This is a genomic window from Nocardia sp. NBC_01329 (assembly GCF_035956715.1).
Lineage (GTDB): Bacteria > Actinomycetota > Actinomycetes > Mycobacteriales > Mycobacteriaceae > Nocardia.
In genome coordinates this window covers 2,187,669-2,210,838 of sequence record NZ_CP108381.1, presented here as the reverse complement: position 1 = coordinate 2,210,838, position 23,170 = coordinate 2,187,669, and the positions used below count along the sequence as shown (strand labels likewise).

Annotated in this window: 20 protein-coding genes, 1 pseudogene and 2 riboswitches; of the genes and pseudogenes, 10 read left to right on the top strand and 11 right to left on the bottom strand. The window is 67.1% G+C overall.

The window, feature by feature from the left end:
* The first annotated feature begins 47 nt into the window (after window positions 1-47).
* From OG405_RS10380 to OG405_RS10365, 4 genes are all read left to right on the top strand, one after another.
* On the top strand, window positions 48-638 hold the full coding sequence (locus OG405_RS10380) for an HNH endonuclease (RefSeq protein ID WP_327151406.1): 591 nt from the start codon (window positions 48-50) through the stop codon (window positions 636-638).
* Window positions 635-883, top strand: coding sequence for a WhiB family transcriptional regulator (locus tag OG405_RS10375; RefSeq protein WP_327151405.1), 249 nt, complete (start codon window positions 635-637; stop codon window positions 881-883). Before OG405_RS10380 ends, OG405_RS10375 begins: the two co-directional genes overlap by 4 nt.
* Window positions 884-1,042: 159 nt before the next feature.
* On the top strand, window positions 1,043-2,662 hold the full coding sequence (locus OG405_RS10370) for a VWA domain-containing protein (protein ID WP_327151404.1): 1,620 nt from the start codon (window positions 1,043-1,045) through the stop codon (window positions 2,660-2,662).
* A gap of 398 nt (window positions 2,663-3,060) precedes the next feature.
* Entirely contained in the window at window positions 3,061-4,416 is a 1,356-nt protein-coding gene (locus OG405_RS10365; RefSeq protein ID WP_327151403.1) for a cation:dicarboxylate symporter family transporter, read from the top strand.
* Between the two features lie 89 nt (window positions 4,417-4,505).
* On the opposite strand, the gene OG405_RS10360 is transcribed toward OG405_RS10365, so the two are convergent.
* Genes OG405_RS10360 through OG405_RS10350 form a run of 3 tightly spaced genes read right to left on the bottom strand, consistent with a single transcriptional unit; the run spans window position 4,506 to window position 7,122 of the window.
* Window positions 4,506-5,189: an alpha/beta fold hydrolase gene (locus tag OG405_RS10360; RefSeq protein WP_327151402.1), complete on the bottom strand. Its 684-nt coding sequence runs from the start codon at window positions 5,187-5,189 to the stop codon at window positions 4,506-4,508.
* On the bottom strand, window positions 5,186-6,145 hold the full coding sequence (locus OG405_RS10355) for an LLM class flavin-dependent oxidoreductase (protein WP_327151401.1): 960 nt from the start codon (window positions 6,143-6,145) through the stop codon (window positions 5,186-5,188). The genes OG405_RS10360 and OG405_RS10355 overlap by 4 nt, the downstream gene beginning before the upstream one ends.
* On the bottom strand, window positions 6,142-7,122 hold the full coding sequence (locus tag OG405_RS10350) for an NADP-dependent oxidoreductase (protein WP_327151400.1): 981 nt from the start codon (window positions 7,120-7,122) through the stop codon (window positions 6,142-6,144). Before OG405_RS10350 ends, OG405_RS10355 begins: the two co-directional genes overlap by 4 nt.
* Before the next feature lie 152 nt (window positions 7,123-7,274).
* Between OG405_RS10350 and OG405_RS10345 the strand changes: the two genes are divergently transcribed.
* Both OG405_RS10345 and OG405_RS10340 read left to right on the top strand, forming a co-directional pair.
* The gene (locus OG405_RS10345; RefSeq protein ID WP_327151399.1) at window positions 7,275-7,742 is read left to right on the top strand and encodes an ester cyclase; all 468 of its coding nucleotides are present in this window, start codon (window positions 7,275-7,277) and stop codon (window positions 7,740-7,742) included.
* Between the two features lie 31 nt (window positions 7,743-7,773).
* Window positions 7,774-8,406, top strand: a complete 633-nt coding sequence (locus tag OG405_RS10340) for a TetR/AcrR family transcriptional regulator (protein ID WP_327151398.1) — start codon at window positions 7,774-7,776, stop codon at window positions 8,404-8,406.
* Between the two features lie 156 nt (window positions 8,407-8,562).
* On the opposite strand, the gene gcvP is transcribed toward OG405_RS10340, so the two are convergent.
* The 7 genes from gcvP to OG405_RS10305 form a co-directional block, all read right to left on the bottom strand.
* On the bottom strand, window positions 8,563-11,358 hold the full coding sequence (gcvP, locus tag OG405_RS10335) for an aminomethyl-transferring glycine dehydrogenase (protein WP_327151397.1): 2,796 nt from the start codon (window positions 11,356-11,358) through the stop codon (window positions 8,563-8,565).
* A 45-nt stretch (window positions 11,359-11,403) separates the two neighbouring features.
* Window positions 11,404-11,510, bottom strand: a riboswitch (glycine riboswitch).
* A riboswitch (glycine riboswitch) is annotated at window positions 11,511-11,608 on the bottom strand.
* Window positions 11,609-11,719: 111 nt separating this feature from the next.
* The gene (locus OG405_RS10330; RefSeq protein ID WP_327152295.1) at window positions 11,720-12,298 is read right to left on the bottom strand and encodes a MerR family transcriptional regulator; all 579 of its coding nucleotides are present in this window, start codon (window positions 12,296-12,298) and stop codon (window positions 11,720-11,722) included.
* Between the two features lie 175 nt (window positions 12,299-12,473).
* Entirely contained in the window at window positions 12,474-12,947 is a 474-nt protein-coding gene (locus tag OG405_RS10325) for a bifunctional nuclease family protein (protein WP_195054004.1), read from the bottom strand.
* 200 nt (window positions 12,948-13,147) lie between these two features.
* Window positions 13,148-13,957, bottom strand: a complete 810-nt coding sequence (gene ftsR, locus OG405_RS10320; RefSeq protein WP_327151396.1) for a transcriptional regulator FtsR — start codon at window positions 13,955-13,957, stop codon at window positions 13,148-13,150.
* A gap of 62 nt (window positions 13,958-14,019) precedes the next feature.
* Complete coding sequence (gene odhI, locus OG405_RS10315) at window positions 14,020-14,505, bottom strand: oxoglutarate dehydrogenase inhibitor Odhl (RefSeq protein ID WP_030520553.1); 486 nt, start codon at window positions 14,503-14,505, stop codon at window positions 14,020-14,022.
* 150 nt (window positions 14,506-14,655) lie between these two features.
* Window positions 14,656-15,054, bottom strand: a complete 399-nt coding sequence (gene gcvH / locus OG405_RS10310; protein WP_327151395.1) for a glycine cleavage system protein GcvH — start codon at window positions 15,052-15,054, stop codon at window positions 14,656-14,658.
* 43 nt (window positions 15,055-15,097) lie between these two features.
* Entirely contained in the window at window positions 15,098-15,739 is a 642-nt protein-coding gene (locus OG405_RS10305) for a CDP-alcohol phosphatidyltransferase family protein (protein ID WP_327152294.1), read from the bottom strand.
* 243 nt (window positions 15,740-15,982) lie between these two features.
* Between OG405_RS10305 and OG405_RS10300 the strand changes: the two genes are divergently transcribed.
* The 3 genes from OG405_RS10300 to OG405_RS10290 all read left to right on the top strand — a co-directional run bounded on the left by OG405_RS10300 (window position 15,983) and on the right by OG405_RS10290 (window position 19,154).
* Window positions 15,983-17,386: a DUF2252 domain-containing protein gene (locus OG405_RS10300; RefSeq protein ID WP_327151394.1), complete on the top strand. Its 1,404-nt coding sequence runs from the start codon at window positions 15,983-15,985 to the stop codon at window positions 17,384-17,386.
* 87 nt (window positions 17,387-17,473) lie between these two features.
* Complete coding sequence (locus tag OG405_RS10295; RefSeq protein ID WP_327151393.1) at window positions 17,474-18,364, top strand: NERD domain-containing protein; 891 nt, start codon at window positions 17,474-17,476, stop codon at window positions 18,362-18,364.
* A 7-nt stretch (window positions 18,365-18,371) separates the two neighbouring features.
* Window positions 18,372-19,154: a phosphatase PAP2 family protein gene (locus OG405_RS10290; RefSeq protein WP_327151392.1), complete on the top strand. Its 783-nt coding sequence runs from the start codon at window positions 18,372-18,374 to the stop codon at window positions 19,152-19,154.
* A 20-nt stretch (window positions 19,155-19,174) separates the two neighbouring features.
* Here the strand turns inward: OG405_RS10290 and OG405_RS10285 are convergent, their stop codons facing one another.
* Window positions 19,175-21,106 carry an acyl-CoA dehydrogenase family protein gene (locus OG405_RS10285; protein WP_327151391.1) on the bottom strand — a complete coding sequence of 644 codons (1,932 nt, stop codon included), beginning with the start codon at window positions 21,104-21,106 and terminating at the stop codon, window positions 19,175-19,177.
* 345 nt (window positions 21,107-21,451) lie between these two features.
* Here OG405_RS10285 and OG405_RS10280 point away from each other — a divergent pair.
* Window positions 21,452-22,855: pseudogene (locus OG405_RS10280) on the top strand (threonine/serine ThrE exporter family protein); the annotation flags it as partial.
* Window positions 22,856-23,170: the final 315 nt, after the last annotated feature.

The window sequence follows — 23,170 nt, the reverse complement described above, 5'->3', positions numbered from 1 at the left end:
CTGTTGTAGTCCCGGCTGTCCCGGGCCGTCGAAACCTGGTGATCCCCATGCCGATATCCGCTGTCGCCGAACCGGCGACACTCACTCCGGACAACTGGATACGCACCCGGGTACTGGTGCTCAATGCCAGCTACGAGGCGCTGGCCCGGATCCCCGCCGACCGTGCGGTAGTGCTGCTGACCAGCGGAATCGCTGAATCCGTCGTGATCCGGCAGCCGCACTTCCCGATTCGGTCCCAGCACTCCGAGATCATGCTGCCCGAGACCATCCGACTGCTCCGCTACCGCTACCTGGCCCACATCACGGTCCGCAGGCCCGACGGGCACGCCACCCACGCCGCCGTCCTACGACGCGACGGGAACAGGTGCGGATATTGCGGTGCCGGGGCGCACACCGTCGACCACATCCGGCCGCGCAGCCGGGGCGGGCCCAACACGTGGGAGAACCTCATCGCGTGCTGCGCGACCTGCAACACCGGTAAGGCCGACCGCACTCCGGAGGAGGCCGGTATGCGGTTGCTCTGGCAGCCCCGGCCACCGGACCCGCTGGCCCGGGCGCAACGGCGGGTCTGGAGACAGCTCGCGACGACAACAACCACCGCCACCGAGGCGATCCGCGAAGGGAGGGGATCGAGATGACCGTCGAGATTCTGGCAGATCTGCTGCCCGCCTCCGACAGCCGCGGCTGGCAGCGGGCCGCCTGCCGCGGCGACCCGAACCATGAGGCGTGGTTTCCCTATCCGTCCCAGGATTTCGCTTATGCGCGGGAAGTGTGCGGGCGCTGCCCGATCCGGCAGGACTGCCGGAGGTTCGCCGAGCGCACCGGACAATCCGGCGTGTGGGGTGGGCAGGAATTCGACCGGGGCACGATGATCCGGGAATAGCCGGAGAAAAGCTGGTCGGAGACACTGTGGGGCCGTGCCGCGAGCACGGCCCCACAGTCGTGACCGTGGTGCGTCACGACCGCGTTCAGGTACATAGACTGACTGCCCGTGGGTACCCATCGCAGCACCGGTTCTTCCCGGAGATCGAGCAAGGGACCGGTGATCGCGGCGGTAATCGTGGTGGTCCTGGTCGCAGTCGTTTTCGGATGTTCACGAATGGGCGCGGACCCGGCGGATCGAGCATCCACCGGCACGTGCATGGAAGGCGAGGCCGTCCTCGACGTCACGGTCGATCCGGATATCGCCGACCCGGTCCGCACCATCGCGGACCGCTACAACGAGACCGGTCCGGTGGTGCGGGACCACTGCGCGAAGGTCGCCGTCACCGAGCGGGCATCCGCGGATATGGTGGCCGCCTTCACCTCGAACGCCACCTGGAACCCGGTCCTCGGCCCACGGCCGGGTCTGTGGATCCCGGTCTCCAGTCGCGATATCGAGTCCATGCGCGTGCCCGGTCTCATCGAGGGCACACCGCAATCGATCGCGTCCAGCCCGATCGTGCTGGCCGTACCGGAGATCCTGCGCCACGCACTGGCCGCCACCCAGACCTCGTGGGCGGATCTGCCACGGCTGCAACAGGGTTCGCTCGACCAGATCGGGCTCCCGGGCTGGGCCGGCCTGAAGCTGGCGCTGCCGCCGGGTGACAGCACCGTCGCTGTCGCCGCCGCTGTCGCGGGCGCGATCTCGGGCACCGATCCGCTGACCGAGGAAGCCGCGAAATCCGGACAGGCGATCTCGGCCGTCTCGGGACTGGCCGCCGCCGCACCGGAGGCCGCCGATATCTCCGCCGCGATGACGACGTTGTCGGCCGCCGCACCGGCCGAGGCAGCGGTACACGCCGTACCCGTGACCCAGCGGCGACTGGCAGCCAACGGCAGCGCCACCGCCTACGTCCCCGCCGGGGCGGCGCCCGTGGCCGACTACCCGGCCGCGATCATGTCCGGCCCCTGGGTGGACGAGACACAGAACCTCATCGCCGGACTGTTCGCCGACTATCTGCGCAGACCCGAACAACAACGGGAACTGATCGCGGCCGGGTTCGCCGCGCCCCCGGCCCAGCACGTCGCCGCGCCACCGCGGGCTGCGCTCGACCGGCTCCGCAAAGCGCTCACCCACCCGGTGCTGGGCGTGCAGGCCACCGCCCTGCTGGACGTCTCGTCCTCGATGAGCACCACCGAGGGAGATCTGACCCGGCTGGCCAACACCGTCGGCGCGCTCGCCTCCACCATGAATGTGATGCCGCCCGATTTCGGTCTGGGAATCTGGACCTTCGGCAAGAACGTGGACGGTGACAACCCGTACCGGGTCATCGCCGATACCGCCCGCCTCGACGACGAGCACCGCGGCACACTGACGGGGTCGCTCGGTTCGATCGAAGCGACCTCGGACGGCGCCGACGACTGCTATCCGGCACTGCTGGCGGCATACCGGAACGCGATCGAGAGCTACGCCGCCGACCGCACCAACTCGGTCCTGCTCGTCACCGACGGGCCCGCGGACGAGTCCGCGCTGAGCGGCGATGAACTGCTGTCCGCGATCGGGGCCGTGGGCGACCCGGCCGAACCGATACGAGTGGACGTCATCATCGTCGGTGGCGGCCAGGGCACCGATACGCTGCGCACGCTCAGCCAGCGCACCGGCGGCGCCTACACGGTGCTACCTAGCAGCAACGACCTCGAGTTCGGCACCGCGATGGTCGCAGCGCTCACCACACCCTGAACTGGATTCGATCGGGCCGACGACGCTGAATTCATTCGGACCGACGGCCCGGGGGCATCGCGCCAGCGGTAGCGGGCGCGGGGCCGTCCGGTCCGGCCGTGATGGGAACGCCGGGCCACGACCCTGTCCTCCGCGAGGAGTTCCAGATAGCGCCGAGCGGAATCCGTGAGACGTCGATCGCCGCCGCGGCATCAGCGGCGGTGAGCCCGTCGGGTGCATCGCGGAGCACGCGGCTGATTTCGGCGAGGGTAGACAAGGGACCGGTTCGCGCGAACTCCTCCACTGAACGAAATGCACGAAACCACGACGGGCGTCACGTATCAGTCCATCATTCTGGACAGGACGTGGTGGCCGGGTTCACCTCGCCCGCGCACTACGACTCGGGAGGAGATCAGGTCATGGAGGACCGGACTCGAACACGGCGGGATCGCACCCACTGGCTCTATCTGGCGGTTATCGTCGCCGTCCTGGCGGGCATACTGGTCGGCTGGCTCGCACCGGGCACCGGCCGGGCACTGGCGCCGCTGGGCACCATGTTCGTCGACCTGATCAAGATGATGATCGCCCCGGTCATCTTCTGCACCATCGTCCTCGGCATCGGTTCTGTGCGCGCGGCCGCCACGGTGGGCAAGGTGGGTGGCCTGGCCATCGGATATTTCCTCCTCATGTCGACCGTGGCGCTGGGTATCGGCCTGCTGGTCGGCAATTTGCTGGACCCGGGCACCGGATTGAACATCGCGGGCACGGCCGGCCAAGGCGCGCAATACGCCGAGGAAGCGCACGGAGCCGGCGGCACCGTCGAATTCCTGCAGAGCATCGTCCCCACGACACTGGTCTCCGCGCTCACCGCGGGCAGTGTGCTGCAAGCGTTGTTCGTCGCGTTGCTGGTGGGTTTCGCGGTGCAGGCCATGGGCTCGGCCGGGGAGCCGATCCTGCGTGGTGTCGCGCTGATCCAGAAACTGGTTTTCCGGATCCTGGCGATGATCCTCTGGCTCGCTCCCATCGGGGCCTTCGGCGCCATGGCCAATGTGGTCGGCCGGACCGGACTCGATGCCGTGGTCCAGTTGGCCACCCTGATGATCGCCTTCTACCTGACCTGCCTGCTGTTCGTCTTCGGGGTCCTCGGCGTGCTGGTGAGACTCGTCGCCCGGGTGTCGATCTTCAAACTGTGCCGCTATCTCGCGCGTGAATACCTGCTCATCGTGGCCACTTCGTCGTCGGAATCCGCGCTGCCGCGGCTGATCGCGAAGATGGAACATATGGGGGTCGAGCGCACCACCGTGGGCGTTGTGGTGCCGACCGGCTATTCGTTCAACTTGGACGGCACCGCCATCTATCTGACCATGGCCTCGATATTCATCGCGGACGCGATGGGGCAGCCGTTGAACCTGGGCGAACAGTTCGGCCTGCTGGTATTCATGATCGTGGCTTCCAAGGGCGCGGCCGGAGTCACCGGCGCCGGCCTGGCGACGCTGGCGGGCGGGTTGCAGAGCCATCGGCCCGAGCTGCTCGACGGAGTCGGATTGATCGTCGGAATCGACCGGTTCATGTCCGAGGCCCGCGCGCTCACCAACTTCTCCGGCAACGCGGCAGCCACCCTGCTGATCGGAACGTGGACCAAGTCGGTCGACACCGAGCGGGTACGCGAGGTCCTGGACCGGAAACGGCCGTTCGACGAGCAGACGATGGTGGACGACCACGAATCTCACCCCATCGCAGACAGCGGCGGCGCGAAGGACCTCATCCCCGCCTGATGCCCGAGTTACCCGGACACCCGCCGACAACGCCGCCGCTCTCGGCCACGGCACGGCGAGGCGGCCGACGGTGGTCTTCGCACCGAAGATTACCGTGCGGTTCGCGTGGCCGAGACGGGGACCGCCAGAAGCAAGTGGGACAACTGTTCTGGGTCCGTGAGCATGATGTCGTGCGGGCCGTCGATCGCGGCGGTGCGATATCCGAGGGCCGCGCCGAACTGATCGAAGGCGTATGTCTGAGGGCGGCAGTAGACAGCGGTTCCGGGAATGCGGTCGACTGCGCCGGTCAAACGGGTCGGTTCGGTGAACGTCCGCAGGGGCTGCGGTCGTAGCCGCGCCGCGAGCTGGGCTGCGGCGTGAGCATCGGTGATACCGAAGGCGGCGGGCGGTGGGGCCGGAATCTGTTGTCCCACCGCTGCTGCACGGATCGCGTCGACGAATGCGGGGGGCGCCAGAGTGAACATGCTCGCACCGTCGTCGCCGGCCCACCCGTCGACCAACACGATATGGTCGACGCGGTCGGGCCGGAGGTCGGCGGCTTCCCGGACCACCAGGCCCGCATAGCTGTGGCCGACCAGTACCAGCGTGTCGGTGTGGGGCATCGAGTCGAGCATTGCAACGACTGCCGCGACCTGGTCGTGCAGTCCATGGGCGGGGTCGGCGCCGAGGTCGGGAATACCGGTGCGCGCACCCGAGGTACGAAGGATCGGCACTATAGTTTCCCAAGCCCAAGGACCGTGCCAGGCACCGTGCACGAGAACATAGGTGGTCATGGGCGGGTCTCCTTCGGAAGCAGGGGTAGCACCCGGTCGACGAATTCTGCGAGCCCTGCGGCGGGGTCGTCGGCGATGAGGCGGATCACCAGGTGTCGAGCGCCGGCGGCCAGGTAGTCGTCCAGCCACTCGGCGGCTGCGCCGGGTGTGCCGGAGAACAGTGCCTGGATTGATGCGATCGTCTCGAGGGGCGCACGGTAGTAACGTTCGATGCTCTGCCGCAGGCGTTGTCGCGCCTGCTCGGGATCATCGTCGATGCACAGGGTTGCGTAGAGCGCGGGCAGTACCGGCCTGGTGGCTACCTGTTCGATGAACCCGTATTCGTTCGCGTAGGCATCGGCTGTCACCGGGTACGGTAGCCAGCCGTCGGCGAAGTCGGCGATGCGGCGCAGCGCGGGTCCGCCAGCCCCGGCCAGCCAGATCGGCGGACCTCCAGGCTGCGTGGGCGGAGGTACGAGTCGCACGTCACGGAAGGCGAAATGGGTGCCGTGGTGGGTGGTCTCCGCCCCGGACCACAGCTGCCGCAGGCAGTGGATGGTTTCCACCAGGCGATCGGTGCGGGTTCGGAAATCGATTCCCATAGCGGTGTATTGGGCCCGGGTAGCGGGGTTCGGGAACCCGCTTCCCATACCCGCGATCAGCCGTCCGTCCGACAGTCGGTCGAGGGTGGCCAGCTGATGGGCCAGCAGGATCGGATGACGTAGCGCGGGGAGCAGCACGGCGGTGCCGAGCGTGAGGCGCTCGGTCGCCTGTGCGATCGCCGCCAGCACTATGAGCGGATCCGCACGTGGTCTGGTAACCGGACTGTCGCCCGCCCAGATCGAATCGAACCCACTTGCCTCGGCGCATCGAGCCAGCTCGACGAATGCCTGCATATCATGCCGGCCCAGCAGAGACTGGTCCCGCGTCGGTAGAAGATAGCCGATCTTCACCGGATTCCCCATGAGCGTGCTCACCGGATAGCGCCCGCTGCGGTGGCACCCAAGCGGACGGGGTCGGCCACGGTCAGTACGACTTTGCCGGTGGTATGTCCGCGGCCGACCAACTGATTGGCCTCCGCGGCACGCGCCAGTGGTAGTTCGCGCTCGATATGCACTGCCAGCCGTCCTTCGTCCACGAGCTGCGCCAGCGCCGCCAAACCCGCGTAGTCGGGTTCGACCAGGAATCCGGAGGCACGAACCCCCAACTCGGCGGCCCGGGCTGCCATTCCAGGGGTCCAGGCGCTCTGTGCATTGACCATGATTCCGCCGCGCCGCAGGCACCGCAGCGCACCTACGGCGCCGTCACCGCCGAACATCTGGATCACCACATCGACATCGCCGACCACGGCGGCGATATCAGTGGTGGTGTAGTCCACCACTTCGTCGGCACCCAGGGCGCGGACGAATGAATGTTTGGCGGCGCTAGCGGTGCCGATCACGTAGGCGCCCAGCGACTTGGCGATCTGCACCGCGAGATGGCCGACTCCGCCGGCGGCCGCTGTGATCAGCACCCGCTGACCGGGACCGACCCGGGCCACATCGACCAGCATCTGCCATGCGGTGAGCCCGGCCAGCGGTAACGCGGCCGCCTCCGAAAAGGTCGACCTCTCCGGCATCTGCGCGAAATGGCGGGCGGGCGCGGTGACACATTCGGCGTACGCGCCGGCCGCCCGCGGAAACCACGGCATTCCGAATACCCGGTCGCCAGGACGGAACCGGGTGGTGCCGTACCCGACTTCCGTGACCACACCCGCGACATCCCAGCCATGGATGAACGGCAGCTCGAGGATCCGGTTGTAGGCCGAGCCCTGGGCGGTATAGAAGTCGACCGGATTCACACCCGCCGCCACCACTTCCACGAGAACCTCACCGAAGGTGGGTTTCGGCCGGTCGACCTCGGTCAACCGCATGTTCTCCGGACTTCCCCACTCTTCCTGCAGCACTGCCAGCACGACGAACCTTCCTCGACAACTCCAAAGTATATGGACAACTGTACTATTAATTGATAGACCTTGTACAGGGCGCTTTCCTTCCTTGATGCACATCTCAGGGCATAGACGATGTCCGACTGTCCATTCAGCTTCCCGAGATCTGGAGTATTGCGATGACGAGAACACCGATCGAGACGGTGCAGATCTATGCGGAGGCCAAGTCACGAGCCGATATCGCGGCCGCACTGGCGGCCTGCCGTGACGACGCGATACTCGAGACCGTCCCGTTCCGGGTCGTCAGCCGCAACCGGACCGAGGCAGCCGGGCATCTGACCGGGTTCTTCCGCGCTTTTCCCGACTACTCGGTAGAACTCGAATACCTGCACGAAACCGACGATCTCGTCGTCGGAGCCGGGACTATCCGCGCCACGATGGCGGGGCCGTTGGCCGGTATCGAACCGACCGGCCACCGCTTCGCACTGCCGTTCGCATGTCACTGGCGTGTGCGCGACGGCTTGATCGCGCAGGAGCGATTCTTCTTCGACTTCCACCAGATGTGCGAACAACTCGGCCTGTCGACCGACGCGGCGGCGGCCCGATTCGGCGCCTGGCGCGATACCGCGCGGAAACGCCTACTCTGAACCCGGACAGCCGTCCTAGTAAACTAGAATTATGGACAAGAGGGTGCAACGCGGGCTCCGATCACGGCAGGTCATCCTGGACCGGGCGATGAACATAGCCTCGATGGAAGGGCTCGAAAGCCTGTCCGTACGGCGCCTGGCTACCGAACTCGAGGTCAGCAAGAGCGGTGTATTCGCACAGTTCGGGTCCAAGGAGGAGCTGCAGCTGGCGACGGTACGGGCGGCGATCGACGTGTTCTCCGCCCGGGTGATCCGCCCGGCCATGAAGGCGCCTGCCGGGATCCGACGGGTCGAGGCGCTGGCCGGCTCGTGGCTGGACTACGCGCGCCAGCCTGTATTCGAGGGCGGCTGCTTCTTCATCTCGACGGCGCCCGAATTCGACACCCGGCCAGGTCGGGTTCGCGATGCCCTCGCCTCGGCGCGCCGGGACTGGCACACCCTCTACACCACCATCGTCACCGAGGCTCAGCAACTGGGCCAGATACGCCCCGACATCGATCCGGCCGACCTGGCCTTCGTCCTCGACGCCCTCGCTCGCGTCGCCGCCGAGGACGCCGCTCTGCTCGACGACAACCTTCGATACGACCGGGCTCGGCAGATCATTACGAACCGTCTGCGCGCGGCGGCAACCGATACCGCCGCGCTCGACCACGATCCGCACTGACAATCGACAGAGGCGGGCCCGGAACGGGCGTCGAACGCCTACCGCGGTCTCGGACTGCGAGCGAGCGCAGGGACTCAGCAGCCGCACGCACAGCCTGCACAACGCGGCCGGTACTCGAACCGGTTCGCCGCCCCCGGCCGGCTTCTGTTTCCCGGCTCAGTAGGCGTAGGCCGCGAGGGGAGGGCAGGTGCAGACCAGGTTCCGGTCGCCGAAGGCACCGTCGATCCGTCGTACGGCCGGCCACACCTTCGGCCGGTCGTGGTCGAGGCCGAGCGGGTATACCGCGACCTCCCGACTGTAGGGGTGATCCCATTCGCGAACCAAGCTCGCTGCCGTGTGCGGGGCATTGCGCAGCGGATTGTCCTCGGCCGGCCACTCCCCCGCGCCCACCCGATCGATCTCGCGCCGGATGGCGATCATGGCCTCGGCGAACGCGTCGAGCTCTTCCAGATTCTCGCTCTCGGTCGGTTCCACCATCAGCGTGCCCGCCACCGGGAAGCTCATGGTCGGTGCGTGGAATCCGTAATCGGCGAGCCGTTTGGCCACATCGTCGACGGTCACGCCGGTGCGCTTGGTGATATCGCGCAGATCCAGAATGCATTCGTGGGCGACCATCTCGTTGTCGCCGGTGTAGAGCACGGGGAAATACTCGTTGAGGCGGCGCGCCAGATAGTTGGCCGACGCGATCGCGGTGAGGGTCGCCCGGCGCAGCCCCTCGGCTCCCATCATCCGGATATAAGCCCAGGTGATCGGCAGGATCGATGCCGATCCGTATTCGGCCGCCGAGACAGCGTGCGAACCGGGGACCAGTGGGTCGCCGGGGAGATACGGCGTGAGATGGGACCGCACCGCCACCGGCCCGACCCCGGGACCGCCGCCACCGTGCGGGATACAGAAGGTCTTGTGCAGGTTCAGATGGCTGACGTCACCGCCGAACCGCCCCGGCCGGGCCAGCCCGACCAGCGCGTTCAGATTCGCGCCGTCCACATAGACCTGGCCGCCGGCATCGTGCACCAGGGCGCACAGTTCGGCGACCTCCTGCTCGAACACACCGTGTGTGGACGGATAGGTGATCATGATGCAGGCCAGCCGCTCGGCGTGGTCGGCGATCTTGGCCCGCAGATCGTCGAGGTCGACGTCGCCGTTGGCCCGGCATTTCACCACTTCGACCCGCAGACCGACCATCGCCGCGGAGGCGGCATTGGTACCGTGCGCACTCGAGGGAATGAGGCAGGTATCGCGGCGGGTGTCACCGCGGTCCAGGTGATAGCGGCGAATGGCAAGCAGGCCCGCGTACTCGCCCTGACTGCCCGCGTTCGGTTGCAGACTCACCGAGTCGTATCCGGTGATCTCGGCCAGCCAGCGCTCGAGATCGTGGATCACCCGCCGCAGACCGGGGGTATCGGTTTCGGGAGCGTAGGGGTGCAGCCGGGCGAATCCGGGCCAGGTGATCGGCTCCATCTCCGCGGTGGCGTTGAGTTTCATGGTGCACGAACCGAGCGGGATCATGCTCCGGTCCAGTGCGATGTCCTTGTCCGACAGCGCACGCAGATACCGCAGCATCGCCGTTTCGGTGTGATACCGGGTGAACGCGGGATGGGTCAGGAATTCGGAGGTGCGATTCTCGAGCGCGGCCGCGGCGGGCTCGGTGGGGGCGATACCGAAGGCGTCCAGCACCAGGGCGATATGGTCGGCAGTGGTGGCCTCGTCACAAGCGACGGCGACATGATCGTCGTCCACTCGGCGCAGATTCACGCCGCGCGCGGCCGCCTTGGCAACCACCGCTTCCGCCTGGCCCGGAACCCTGGCCAGCACGGTGTCGAAATAGTTGTCGTGCACCAGCGCATCACCGAGTGCCGCAGCCAGTGCCGCCGCGTGCCTGTGGACCCGGCGAGCGATTGCCCGCAACCCGTTCGAACCGTGGTAGCAGGCGTACATACCGGCGACGATGGCCAGCAGCACCTGTGCCGTGCAGATATTCGAAGTGGCCTTCTCTCGGCGAATATGCTGTTCGCGCGTCTGCAGCGCGAGACGGTAGGCGGTGGCGCCGTCGGCATCCTTGGATACCCCGACCAGCCGGCCGGGGAGCTGGCGCGCGTAATCGGCGCGCACCGCCAGATATCCGGCGTGCGGGCCGCCGAATCCCATCGGCACCCCGAAACGCTGGGTCGTCCCGAAACAGACGTCCGCGCCCTGCTCCCCCGGCGGGGTGATCAGCGTGAGCGCCAGCAGATCCGCACCGGCGGCAACCAGCGCACCGCGTTCGTGTGCGGCGGCGATCGTCGCCGACCAATCCACGATCCGGCCGGACGCACCGGGAACCTGCACGATCACTCCGAAGAACTCACCGTCGGGCAGCCCGCCCCCGGACAGATCGGCCGCCACGATTTCGATGCCCAGAGGTTCGGCGCGGGTTTCCAGCACGGTCCGGGTCTGCGGGAACAGGTCACGGTCGACCACCAGGCGGGCAGGAGCACGGCGGTTGACCCGGCGCAGCAGCGTCATCGCCTCCGCGGCCGCGGTGGCCTCGTCGAGCATCGACGCGTTGGCCACATCCGTGCCGGTCAGGTCGGTCACCATGGTCTGGAAATTGAGCAGCGCCTCGAGCCTGCCCTGGCTGATCTCGGGCTGATAAGGCGTATAGGCGGTGTACCAGGCCGGATTCTCCAGCAGATTACGCACCAGCACCGGCGGGGTCAGAGTGTCGTAGTAACCGAGCCCGATCATCGACGTGGCGATACGGTTCGATTCGGCGAGCACGGCGAGTTCGGCCAACACCTCGTGTTCGGTGCCCGGTGCGGGCAGTCCGGCCAGGGGGTCGGCATCGCGGATCCCGGCAGGCAACGCGACGGCTGCCAATTCGTCGGCCGACGCGATACCGATCGCGGTGAGGATCCGCGCGAATTCGTCGTCGTCCGGTCCGATATGACGATCTGCGAAGTTCTGGGTCACCACGGCTCCCTGGGTGGGCGGCCGACCGGCACGGTCGGCTGATGGCCCTCCCCCTCTGTCGCGGCGCCTGAGAGCTTCGGCGACCGGATGATGGGTCCGGTCGCCTTTCACCTTGGGCGGGTGGCCCGCAGCCACCACTTTCCAGAGGCGCCGGTTCCCGCACGGTCCTGGTGCCTGAGAGATTGACGGGGAGGTGCTGCTCCTTCGGCGCCCGGATCTCGGGGATCCGGGACTCTCCCGCACGGCTACGACGCCCGCTCATCCTAGCCCGGTGGGCAGTGCCCGAGAGCACCCACCCGGACCGTGTGTGTCGATGCTCGCCCCTGCCCTGACCGGTGGGCGACGCCAGCAGGTTTACGGGTCAGCCGGTTTTACGGGTCAGCCGAGCCTTACGCCGGTAGGAGAGTTCGTCCTCGGGGCGTTCACTGGCCTCGGAGGCGCGTTCGGCGGGGAATGCGGCGATGGCTCCGGTGAGCTCCCGCATGGCACTGTTCACCGCTATCCCGAATACGCCTTGGCCGCCCTGCAGTAGATCGACGACTTCTTCCGGTGAGGTGCACTCGTATACCGAGGTCCCGTCGGAGAACAGGGTGATATTCGCCAGATCCTGTACCCCGCGACTGCGCAGATGATCGACGGCGATACGGATGTTCTGCAGCGAAATACCGGCGTCGAGGAGCCGTTTGACAATTTTCAGGACCAGGATGTCCTTGAAGGAGTACAGCCGCTGGCTGCCCGAGCCCGCTGCCCCGCGTATGGAGGGCACCACGAGGCCGGTCCGCGCCCAGTAGTCCAGCTGCCGGTAACTGATCCCCGCGACCTCACAGGCCGTCGGCACCCGGTATCCCACCATATCGTCGGGAACCGAATCGTCGGGGAACAATCCGGGTTGTATTTCGTAGCGCCGAGGCGGGCCCACATCCGATCGCATTTCCCGCATATTCTCTGCCACTGAACTACTCCCTTGCTCCGCCGATCAGTGCCCATAGCCGGCGGCCCGGCGTCGACTATGAGGCTACTCTTCCCATTCTCTCGGCCACAGCAGTGCCGAACCAAATGCGACGCGCGGTAACACTCTCGACCTGTAGTTGAGGTCTAGAAAAAAGGGCGATTTCTCAACTATCGGTCGCTTTGAAATCGTCGGGCGATACCGACTCCAAGAACTCCTTGAACTTTTCCACCTCGTCCTCGCGTTCGTCGGGCATCACCAGACCGGCTTCCTCGAGCACCGATTCCGCCGCGTAGATCGGGCAACCGACGCGCAGGGCGATCGCCACCGAATCCGACGGCCGTGCCGAGATCCGCACTTCGTTCTCGAAGACCAGATCGGCGTAGAACGTGCCTTCCTTCAGGTCCACGATATGAACCTCCTCGAGGGTGTGCCCGAGATCGGCGATCAGGATCTTGATCAGATCGTGGGTGAGCGGCCGGACCGGTGTGACGCCCTCCTGTTCGAGCACGATGGCCGTAGCCTCCGCCTGCCCTATCCAGATGGGCAGATACCGCTCGCCCTCCGCCTCCCGCAGCAGCAGGACGGGCTGATTCTGTGGCTGCTCGACCCGGATGCCGATCACGCGCATTTCGCTCATCGCACTGCCTCCCATACTCCCCGGCCGCCCGCCCTCGCCGTTGCAGGGCTCGCCGTACTACGAGTCTAGGCGAATTTCGCGCGGCGCCGCGATCGCTGGCGAACACCGGAATCGGTGTGTTGCCACCGGCGTAGCCGCCGGCGGCTCGTCTGCAGGTCAGGCCGGATCCGGCCGTTCACCGCGGAAATCGGACGGCTGGATCATCCGCCCAGAGAGTTGCGCACCGAAGCCTTAACCAGGCTCGCGTGCAACGTCAGCGACAGCGCGGCAAGTTCGCGCACCGTCTCCTCCGCCCGCGCCCGGGCACCGGCGTCCCGACTCTTGGCGATGGGCGCCGCGATCTGCGCCACCAGCGCCGCCTCCCGGTCCGCCGCGAGTTTGAACGCGCGCAGATGGCGCGCCTCCAAACCGAATTCGGCCATGGCCTTGGCGGTGGCCGCCAGGGTGACCGCGTCGGTGTCGAAGAACCCGGCCGGACCCGGGGTGATCAAATTCGCCCGGATCAGATCGTTGAGGAACTGCTCGTCGATCCCGGCCCGGTCGAGCAGGTCCGCGCGGGTCACCCGGATCTCGTGATCGAATTCGAAATCGTCCGGGGTGATGCGCCCCGGTTGCACACCGAGCCGCCGCGGCGGCCGCGGCGCCATCTCCTCGGTACTGTCGTCCGGCATCGGCTGCCCCGCGTCCGGCCGGGCGGTGCGCGCTCGGGCGCGGGCTTCCCGCACCCCGAGCGTCGCGGCACCGCTGTCGATCGCCTCGAGTTGTTCCTTGATCACCTTCAACGGCAGGTACTGGTCGCGTTGCGCTGTGAGTACGAAACGCAAGCGCTCGCAGTCCGCGACCGAGAACCGGCGGTAGCCGGACGGTGTCCGCTCCGGCCGGATCAGGCCCTCCGCCTCCAGGAAGCGGATCTTGGAGATGGTGATATCCGGAAAATCCGGTCGCAGCAGATCGAGCACGGAGCCGATCGACATCCCTCCGTGCGCCCACTGCTGCGCCGCGCCTGTCATGATCTCGAGTCTTTCATGCCGAAGCGCCGATCACCCGGACCGGCGCACCGATCGTCAGCTGTTCACAAACTTCCCGCACCGGCGGCCGAACCGGCCTCCTGAGTCCGCGGACCGGTGAGGAACACCAGCCGGAACTTGCCGATCTGTACTTCGTCACCGTTCTGCAGCTCCGAGGAATCCACCGGTTCGCGATTGACATAGGTGCCGTTCAGGCTGCCCACATCGACGACCTGGAAGGAATCCTCGTCTTGCCGGAATTCGGCATGGCGACGGCTGACGGTGACATCGTCGAGAAAGATATCGCTGTCGGGATGACGACCGGCGGACGTGGTGGGCTGGTCCAGCAGAAAGCGCGAGCCCGCGTTCGGGCCGCGCTTGACGACCAGCAGCGCCGCCCCGACCGGAAGACCTTCGACACCCTGCACCGGCTGTTCACCGGTCGGCTCGCCGGAGCGCGATGCGTCGACCTCGTTCAGGAAATCCGCGCGGAAGACCGACGTCGTCTCGGCCGCGGTCTCCCCGTAACCCGGGTCTTTGTTCTCGCTCACCGTTTCTCTCCTCCTCGAACCTCATAAACCATGCAGGCAGATGCCGCGATAAGACGTGGCTGGGCGGCCCCGACTCCAGGCGGCACATCCGTTGGCATTGACCGTACCCTGCCGGGCCGCACCCGTGCAGGTAGAACCGGGAAGGCTGGATCAGCCCCCGATAACTCCTTGATAACCCGTGGCATCGAGCAGTTCGGCGACACTCGAGTCCAGTGCGGACGCATCGTCCACCTCGAGTTCGAACAACCACCCGTCACCGTAGGGGTCGGTATTCAGCGTTTCCGGCTTCGCCTCCAGTTCCTGGTTCACCGCAACGACTTTCGCGTTCAGTGGAGCGTAGATATCGGAAACGCTCTTCGTCGATTCGACCTCGGCGATGCTGTCCCCGGCGGCGACATCGGCGCCGGATTCCGGCAACTGTACGAACACGACGTCACCGAGTTGCGACTGGGCGTAATCGGTGATCCCGACCCGGACCCGGGTGGGTTCGATCCGACGCACCCATTCATGTTCCGCGGTGTAACGCAGATCCTCCGGAGCCCGGTTCACGTGGTGTCCTTTCCTCGTGTCGTCGTGCACGATGTCCGCAACTCTATGCGAGCCCACCGTCATCTGCCGCGCCGGTATCCCCGCCGTGTGCGGCACGCCCTCCGGCCGGGGCCGGGGGAATCCGGCGCGCCACGACGAGGGCGCGGCCGAGGTAGAGCAGGCCGGTCCACACGTAGACGGCCGTACCCCAGATCAGTAGTGCCCCGCCGAACGCCGTGCTGAAACCATTTCCGGCCCAGTCCATCTCTCCGGCCAGCAGCCACGGCAGCGCGGACATGAGCGCGAATGTGGCCGCCTTGCCCAGGTAGATGACCTCGGGCGGGTCCAGGTCGCGACGGCGGTAGACGATGAGGGTCAGGGTCAGCACTACATCGCGTGCGATCAGCAGAACAGCCACCCACCAGGGGACGAGCCCGCGGACCGCGAAGGCGATCAAGGTGGTGACCAAGAAGACTCGGTCGACGAAGGGATCCAGCAGGGCACCCAGCCGCGACGACTGGTCCAGCAATCTGGCGAGTTTGCCGTCCAGGAAGTCGGTCAGCCCGCTCAGGATCAGCAGCGTGAACGCCCACCCGTCGGCATGTTCCACCAGCAGTAGCCAGAGGAACAGCGGTACGCCGATCAACCGCAGCACACTCAAAAGGTTGGGGACGGTGAGCAGGCGGTCCGACAGCACCGCGCCGATCGCACTACCGGGATCACGGTCCGCCGCCGACGTCTCGGATCCGCCGCTTCCCGAATCGCTCTTCACATGCCAGTGCTTACCGCATGGCGTGGGGTGACGCCAGCACACCCCGCCGCGTCATTCGATGAAAGAATGAGTATGAAACCATCTCATCATCGAGTCGGGTGAGCTGATCCGGCCCCGGCCACCGGCCCGCACGACCGGGTGAGCCCGGCCGATCCGCGGGGTCGGTACCGTTACCGGGTGTCCGAAGGTCGTATCCCGCTGCGCTCCCACACCCCCGCCGACGACGTGCTCGCCCGCGGTCGGGCCGTCCGCGACCGGGTGCCGCGCACGGCCCGCGACCGCACGGTCCGCACCGACGGGCGACCGTCGGTGGCGGAATTCATCGAGGCATCGAACAAGGGGCGCATCGATGAGCTGATCCCCCTGCGCATCGGCCGGATGATCGCCTCTCCGTTCGCGTTCTACCGGGGCGCCGCCGGATTGATGGCCACCGATCTGGCGGGTAGCCCGGATACCGGTTTCACCGCCCAACTCTGCGGCGACGCCCATGCCGGGAATTTCGGCCTGTACGGCACTTCTCGCGGTGAAATCGTCATGGATATCAACGATTTCGACGAAACGGTCCCGGGACCGTGGGAATGGGACCTGGAGCGGCTGGCAGCCAGCCTGGTCCTGGCCGGCCGGGTCGGCGGCGCCGACGAGGACGAATGCCGGACTGCCGCCGCGGACGCCGCCCGCAGCTACCGCCGCGTCGCCGCCGCACTGGCCGAAAGCCCCTTTCTCACGACCTGGTCGGCCCTCGCCGACGAATCCATCCTGGATCGTGTCGAGGCCGAGGACCTGCTGGACAACTTCAAGAAGGCCGCCAAGAAGGCCCGTAAGAACAACAGCGACAAGGTCGTGCAGAAATGGACCCATATCGACGACCACGAAACCGGGATAGAGAGCCATCACTTCGTCAGCGATCCACCGATCCTCACGACCGTTGCCCAGGATGTCGAGGACGCCGCCATCGATGCCCTGGAGCGCTACGGTACGACGCTGCGCGAATCCCGGCAGGGTCTGCTGGCCAGGTTCGCGGTGGCCGATATCGCCTTCCGGATCGTCGGTACCGGCAGCGTCGGGCTGCACAGCTATGTCGCACTGCTGCACGGAAATTCGGGCGAAGTCCTCGTCCTTCAGCTCAAACAGGCGACGCCGTCGACGCTGGCCCCGGTACTGGGCATCGCGGCGCCGAAACACGAGGGTAAGCGAATCGTACAGGGCGCCAGGATGGTTCAGACCGAAACCGATATCCTCCTCGGCTGGACCAGCATGTCCGTCCCGACCGGAAAGGGCACCCAGGAACTGCCGTTCATCGTCCGCCAGTTCCGCAACCTCAAGGGCGGAATCGCCCCCGAGGAACTCGAACCCGGCGATCTCGACGACTACGGCCGGCTGGCCGGAGCACTCCTCGCCCGCGCGCACGCCCGTTCCCTCGACCCGCGGCTGATCAGCGGCTATCTGGGTGAGGGCGAGGATTTCGACGAGGCGATCGCCGAATTCGCGGTGCGCTACGCCGACCGCACCGAGGCCGATCACGAGGAACTACTCGCGGCGGTTCGCGCCGGTAAACTTCCGGCGCAGGAGCCGGACCGGTAGTTTCGAGGGGTGCGCCGCACGGCCGGCGCCGCCACAGCCTCGGCTCGAACCACATGTGCCTCGGCTCGGACGCGAAGGGCGGTCACCATGCTCGTGCAGGTACAGAACAGCACCGACAGCGTTGCCGAACGGGCCCTGATCGATTGGCTCAGCGGCTGGGACGGCGCGGACAGCCCGCAAGGAATCGCGACGGTGAACTGCGGACTGGTCCATCAGAACGTCACCTATCGTTTCGATGCCGTCGTGTGGACCCCGACCAGTTGTGTGGTCATCGATGTCGCGGCCCTGCGGTCCACCCACGGCGGCACCCTGCAGGTCCCGTTGACCGGCGACTGGACGCTCAACGGCGTCCGCGCCGAACTGGAGACCAGCGACAACCGTTCGCCGCTGGAACGTTCCCGCGAACACACCTTCGCCCTGCAGACCTGGCTGGCCGCACGAGGACTGGGCCAGCGCGCGGTGCACGGAGTGGCCTTGGTGGTGCCTCCGCAGAACGCCCCGGTACAGATCGAGCAGAAGGTACAGGACCCGAGTTTCGATGTGATCCTCGGCGACGACGGAAGCCGGCTGCGTCACTATTTCGGTGTCCTCGCCGAGCGGGAATCGCACCGCTGGACCGCCAATGATATCGCGGTGTCCTTCCGAGGTATGGGAATGCTGCCGTATCTGCCCGCGCCGCAGCGCCTGCTCGAAGAAGGGTTCCTCGGTCCCATCGATGTCACCCTGTGGCACGGCGGGCCGGCCCAGGCCGAAGCCGAACAGTACGCGGAAGATCTCGCCGAGTACGAACGGTCACTCGGAACCCGGCGGTTCCGGTCTCCCTGGTACAGCCCGTGGCGGCTGTACCCGCGCGAGGTCGGCGATATCGATTTCGGCCGCGCGGTCATGCGTGCCGGCTTCGCGCTCGGGATGTTCGTCGCGATCGCGTGGATGCTGTGGTTCGTGATCACTGTCTTTCTCACCTACGGCCCGGGGTGAGCCGGGCATGAACGTCAGGGACCGGCCGACGGGGGCCGGCCGGCTGTACCTCCCTCTTCGGCCCGGCCGTAGTCGCCGCGCGAACACGGACCGTCCGGAATCACCGGTCACTTCCGGCACCCGACTGCCCGCTGCCGGAGCGGACAGCCCCGCGACCGGCCCGCGGAGCCGGGGCCCCGAGCACACTGCGGATCCCGTCACCACCGCACTCACTGCTGCCGCCGGAGCCACGGTAGCCGCCGCGATCCCGCTGTCCTTCCCACCGGGCGGCGGGCCGACGGCATTCGATCTCGCGGTGAACGAACAGGTGGATCCGCGGCTGGACCCCCGGCCCTGGATCGCCGAAGTGCTGGCGCTGGCGACCGATACCGGGGTGGTGCTGGCGATCCTGTGCGGCGCCGTCGCCTGGTTCGCCTGGCAGCGCAGATGGTGGGAGACCGCGACCGTGGTGCTGGTGCCCGAGGCAGCGGTCGCGATCAATGCTTGGGCGCTGAAACCGTTCTGGTCCCGGCCGCTGCACGATTATCTCGCGTATCCGAGCGGTCATACAGTGCATCTGGTGGTGGTGGCCGCCACGCTGGTGCTGCTCTTGCGTTCGGTCCGGGCCCAGGCGGTGATCATCGCGCTCGCGGCTGCCGCCTGGTGCGGGGCCGGTATCGGAATGATCGCGCTCGACTACCACCTGGCCACCGATATCGTCGGCGGCGCCGCCGCCGGTATCGCGCTGGCGGTCGCGCTGTACTGGGTGGCGGTGTATGCCGGGCGCCGCCCGAGGGCTCGGTCCGGCTGACCTCCGGGTCCCGTTACCGGCTACTGCCGCTCGTACACGCTCGCGTCGTCCAGCATCGCGGCATCGAGCATGGATTCCGGAACACCCAGTGCCTCGATGAGGGTGAGCGCGTCCGGGCGGAGCCGGTCGACGAGTTCGTTCACTCCACGCCGGATCGCTTTGGCCCGTTCCACCGAGATGAACCGGTGCATGATGTACCAGGCCGAGTTCTCTTCCAGGATCGAGTACACGTACAGATCGCAGACTGTCTCGGCGAGCCGGCGGGCCTCCTCGTCCTCGATATCGGCGATGCCCTCGATGAAGGCCTCGAGGATCAGCCGATCGATATGGGCGGCACCGGCGGCGAGTATGTGGTCCTGGGCGTTGTTGAACGCTTCGAACGGCTCGGTTTCCTCGGCACGGGCCCGCAACCTGTGGGCGGCCGTGCGAGTGAGGTAGTCCTCGCGGTCGGCGAAGAGCGCGAGCTGCGTATCGCGCCGACCGAGATCACCCTCGTCGACGCTCTCTCCGCTGCGATCGCGCAGCGTCTGGATGAGCTGACGCACCCCGGACCGTTTGCGCACCACGTCCCCGGCCATCGTCGCGGCGAACCGGACCCAACCCAGCGCGTCCAGATCCCGGACCTCATCGGCGTAGGAGGTCAGGATCTCCTTGGCGACGAGCTGGGTGAGCACCACATTGTCGCCTTCGAAGGTGGTGAACACATCGGTATCGGCCTTCAGTGTGACCAGGCGATTCTCAGTCAGATATCCGGCGCCACCACAGGCCTCCCGGCATTCCTGGATCGCGCGGGTGGCGTGCCGGGTCTGCGCCACCTTCAGGCCGGCCGCCCGTTTCTCCAGCGCCCGCTGCGCCCCGGCGGCCAGATCCTGGCCGGTCTGCACCAGATGCATGCGACGGACGAGATCGTTCTGTGCGAACGACAGCGCGAAGGAATGCGCGAGCAGCGGCAGCAGCCGACGCTGATGCATCCGGTAGTCCAGCAGCAGGGTTTCGGCGCCGTTGTCGGGATCGCCGAACTGGCGGCGTTTCAGCGAGTACCGCAGCGCGATACTCAGTCCGACCCGGGCACCGGCCGCCGCCGCGCCACCGACACTCACCCGGCCGCGCACGAGCGTGCCGAGGGTGGTGAAGAAACGGCGGCTGGGGTTCTCGATCTCGGAGCTGTAGGTCCCGTCCGGCGCGACATCGGCATAGCGGTTGAGCAAGTTCTCCCGCGGCACCCGCACCTGGTCGAACACGATCCGGCCGTTGTCCACACCGGGCAGGCCGCCCTTGCGACCGCAATCGGAGGTGGTGACCCCCGGGAGGTCGTTGCCCTGTTCGTCGCGGATCGGAACGAGCAGGCAGTGCACCCCGTGCTCACCCGAAGAGGTCCGCAGCTGTGCGAAGACGGCGGCCATCCGCGCGTGTTCGGCCGCGCCCCCGATGTAGTCCTTGCGCGCCGACGGCGTCGGCGTATGGATCACGAATTCCTCGGTGGCCGGGTCGTAGGTCGCGGTGGTCTCCAGATTCGCGACATCGCTGCCGTGCCCGGATTCGGTCATCGCGAAACAACCCAGCAGATCGAGCGAGATCAGCCGCCGGATGTGCTCGCGATGCCGCTCACTGCCCAGGTTCTCCACCGCACCACCGAACAACCCCCACTGCACTCCGGATTTCACCCAGAGCGAGAGATCGGCGTAGGCGAGCATCTCGAGCCCCACGACGGCCGCGCCGGGCTCACCGGTGCCGCCGTTCTCCCGCCGGAACCCCCGCTCGGCGTAACCCAGTTCGGCCAGTGAGCGCATCTGCTCCAGGACCCGGGCCCGCGCCCCGGGCAGATCGAGATCAGGGTCGGCGGTGTACTCCTTCCCCGCGAGCTGGGTGCGAGCCTTTTCCCGGACCTCGCCCCACGGCCCGTCCAGTGCCTGACGTAAACGTTGCGCTGTCGAAGTGCTGCCGGTGCTCATACTTCCGACCATAACCGGGGTCCGGGAGAGCAGGGGGCGATGGACACGCGGCGGTGTAACGCAGAACACGCGGTGTGTAACGCTCCCGGAACCGGGTATGGCGCCTTCGGAGACGGCCCAGGTCAGCGGTGCGATCGGGACGTTTTCTCCAATCGGCATGTCCAATAAACTTGTACGTAACAAACGTCACAATTTCGAAGTGCCTTTTGCGGTGGGCAAGAGCCCCCTCCGGCCACTACCTTCGCGGCTATGGCTGCGCAAGGAATTCTGGAAGGAGCGACCTCCGAACCACAGATCACCCCGGACCCGTCCGGCTACGCCGACTCTCGGCGTAACCCTCTGCGCCTGCCCGTCCTCACCGGTGCCATCGGCAAACTCGTCGCCGATCGCCCCGCCACCGCCGACACGATCGTGTCCGCGCCTACTCCGCTGCAGCCCATCGATCTCTCCGATGACGCCGCGGTCGCCGAGGTGCTGGATCTGGCCGTGCGGATGGGTGAGGTCGTGCTGGCATCGGGTTCGGCCGTCACCGATACCGAGACCACGGTGCGGTTCATCGCCGCCACCTACGGTCTGTCGGCCTGTGATGTCGAGGTCACCTATAACTCCATCCGTATCTACGCGCATCGTGGTGCGCGGCTGCCCTCGGCGAGTTCGATGCGGATCGTGCAGTACCGCTCCCTCGACTTCACCCGACTCGCCGCCGTGGACCGGCTCACCCGTCGTATCCGCCGCGACGTTCTGCCGCCCGCCGAGGGACGCCGGGCCCTCGACGCCATCACTTCGGCACCCCACCCCTACAAACGGTGGACGGCTACCTTCGGCTGGTCACTGATGGCGGCCGCGATCTCACTGCTGCTCGGCGGCGGATTCCTGGTCGCGGCGCTCAGCTTCGTCACCACAGCGTTGATCGACCGGACCAACCGGATGCTCAACCGGCACGGCCTGCCGTTCTTTTTCCAGCATCTGGTGGGCGGTGCGATAGCCGCTGTCCCGGCGGTGGTGCTGGCCGCCTTCGCCGGGCCACTGGGGATCTCGGTCAGTCCGACGCTGATCATCGCGGCCGGGATCACAGTGCTGCTCAGTGGGCTGAGCCTGGTCGGCTCGGTACAGGATGCGATCACCGGGGCGCCGATCACCGCGGCCGCACGCATGCTCGAACTGCTGATGATGACCGGCGGGATCATCGCCGGTATCGCCCTGACCTTGCGCATCGGCGAAATGTTCGACGCCACAGTGCCCCTGGACCTCAGCCCCGGGCACGGGCTGACGAACCTGCCGGTGCAGGTCGTAGCCGGTGCCGCGGCGGCCACAGCATTCGCACTCGCCTGCTACGCGGAACGGCGCGCGCTGGCCGCCGCGGCGGCCAGCGGCGCCATGGGCACCATCTGCTATCTGATGGTGATCACGGCCGACTTCGGGCCGGTCGTCGCCGCCGGCGCGGCCGCCATCGCGGTCGGTCTCGTCGGTGGTCTGTTCGCCCGCCGCGCCCTGACCCCACCGCTGGTCGTCGCGCTCGCCGGTATCACCCCGCTGCTGCCCGGTCTGAGCATCTACCGGGGTCTGTACGGCCTGCTCAACGATGAATTGGCGCGCGGCGCGAATCAGTTGTTGGCGGCCTTCGGTATCGGTTGCGCCCTGGCCGGCGGCGTCACGCTCGGTGAATGGTTCGACCGGACGGTGCGCCGCCCACCGATCCTGCGAAAGTTCGGCACGCTGCGTCGTCCGGTGGTCAAGCGCAACCGCAGGCCGACAGTGAACCTGGGCAAACGCCGGCCGACAGTAAATCTCGGCAAACGCCGGCCCACGGTGAATCTCGGCAAACGAATCGGCACGGTACCGGGGCGCCATCCGGTGCGGGTGCCCGTGCAGCATTCGACTCCCACCACGGAAGCCTCGGGCGACCTGTCCCTCAGCCTGCCGGCGGCCGGACAGTTGCCCCAGGTGCCCAAACCGGCCGAACGTGGTACGTCCCCGGTCCCCGAGTTCGATCGCGGGGTCTGGAGCCATGATCTGGAACCGGCGCCCCTGGTTCCACCGGGGACGCTGCCCCTGGTTCCGCCC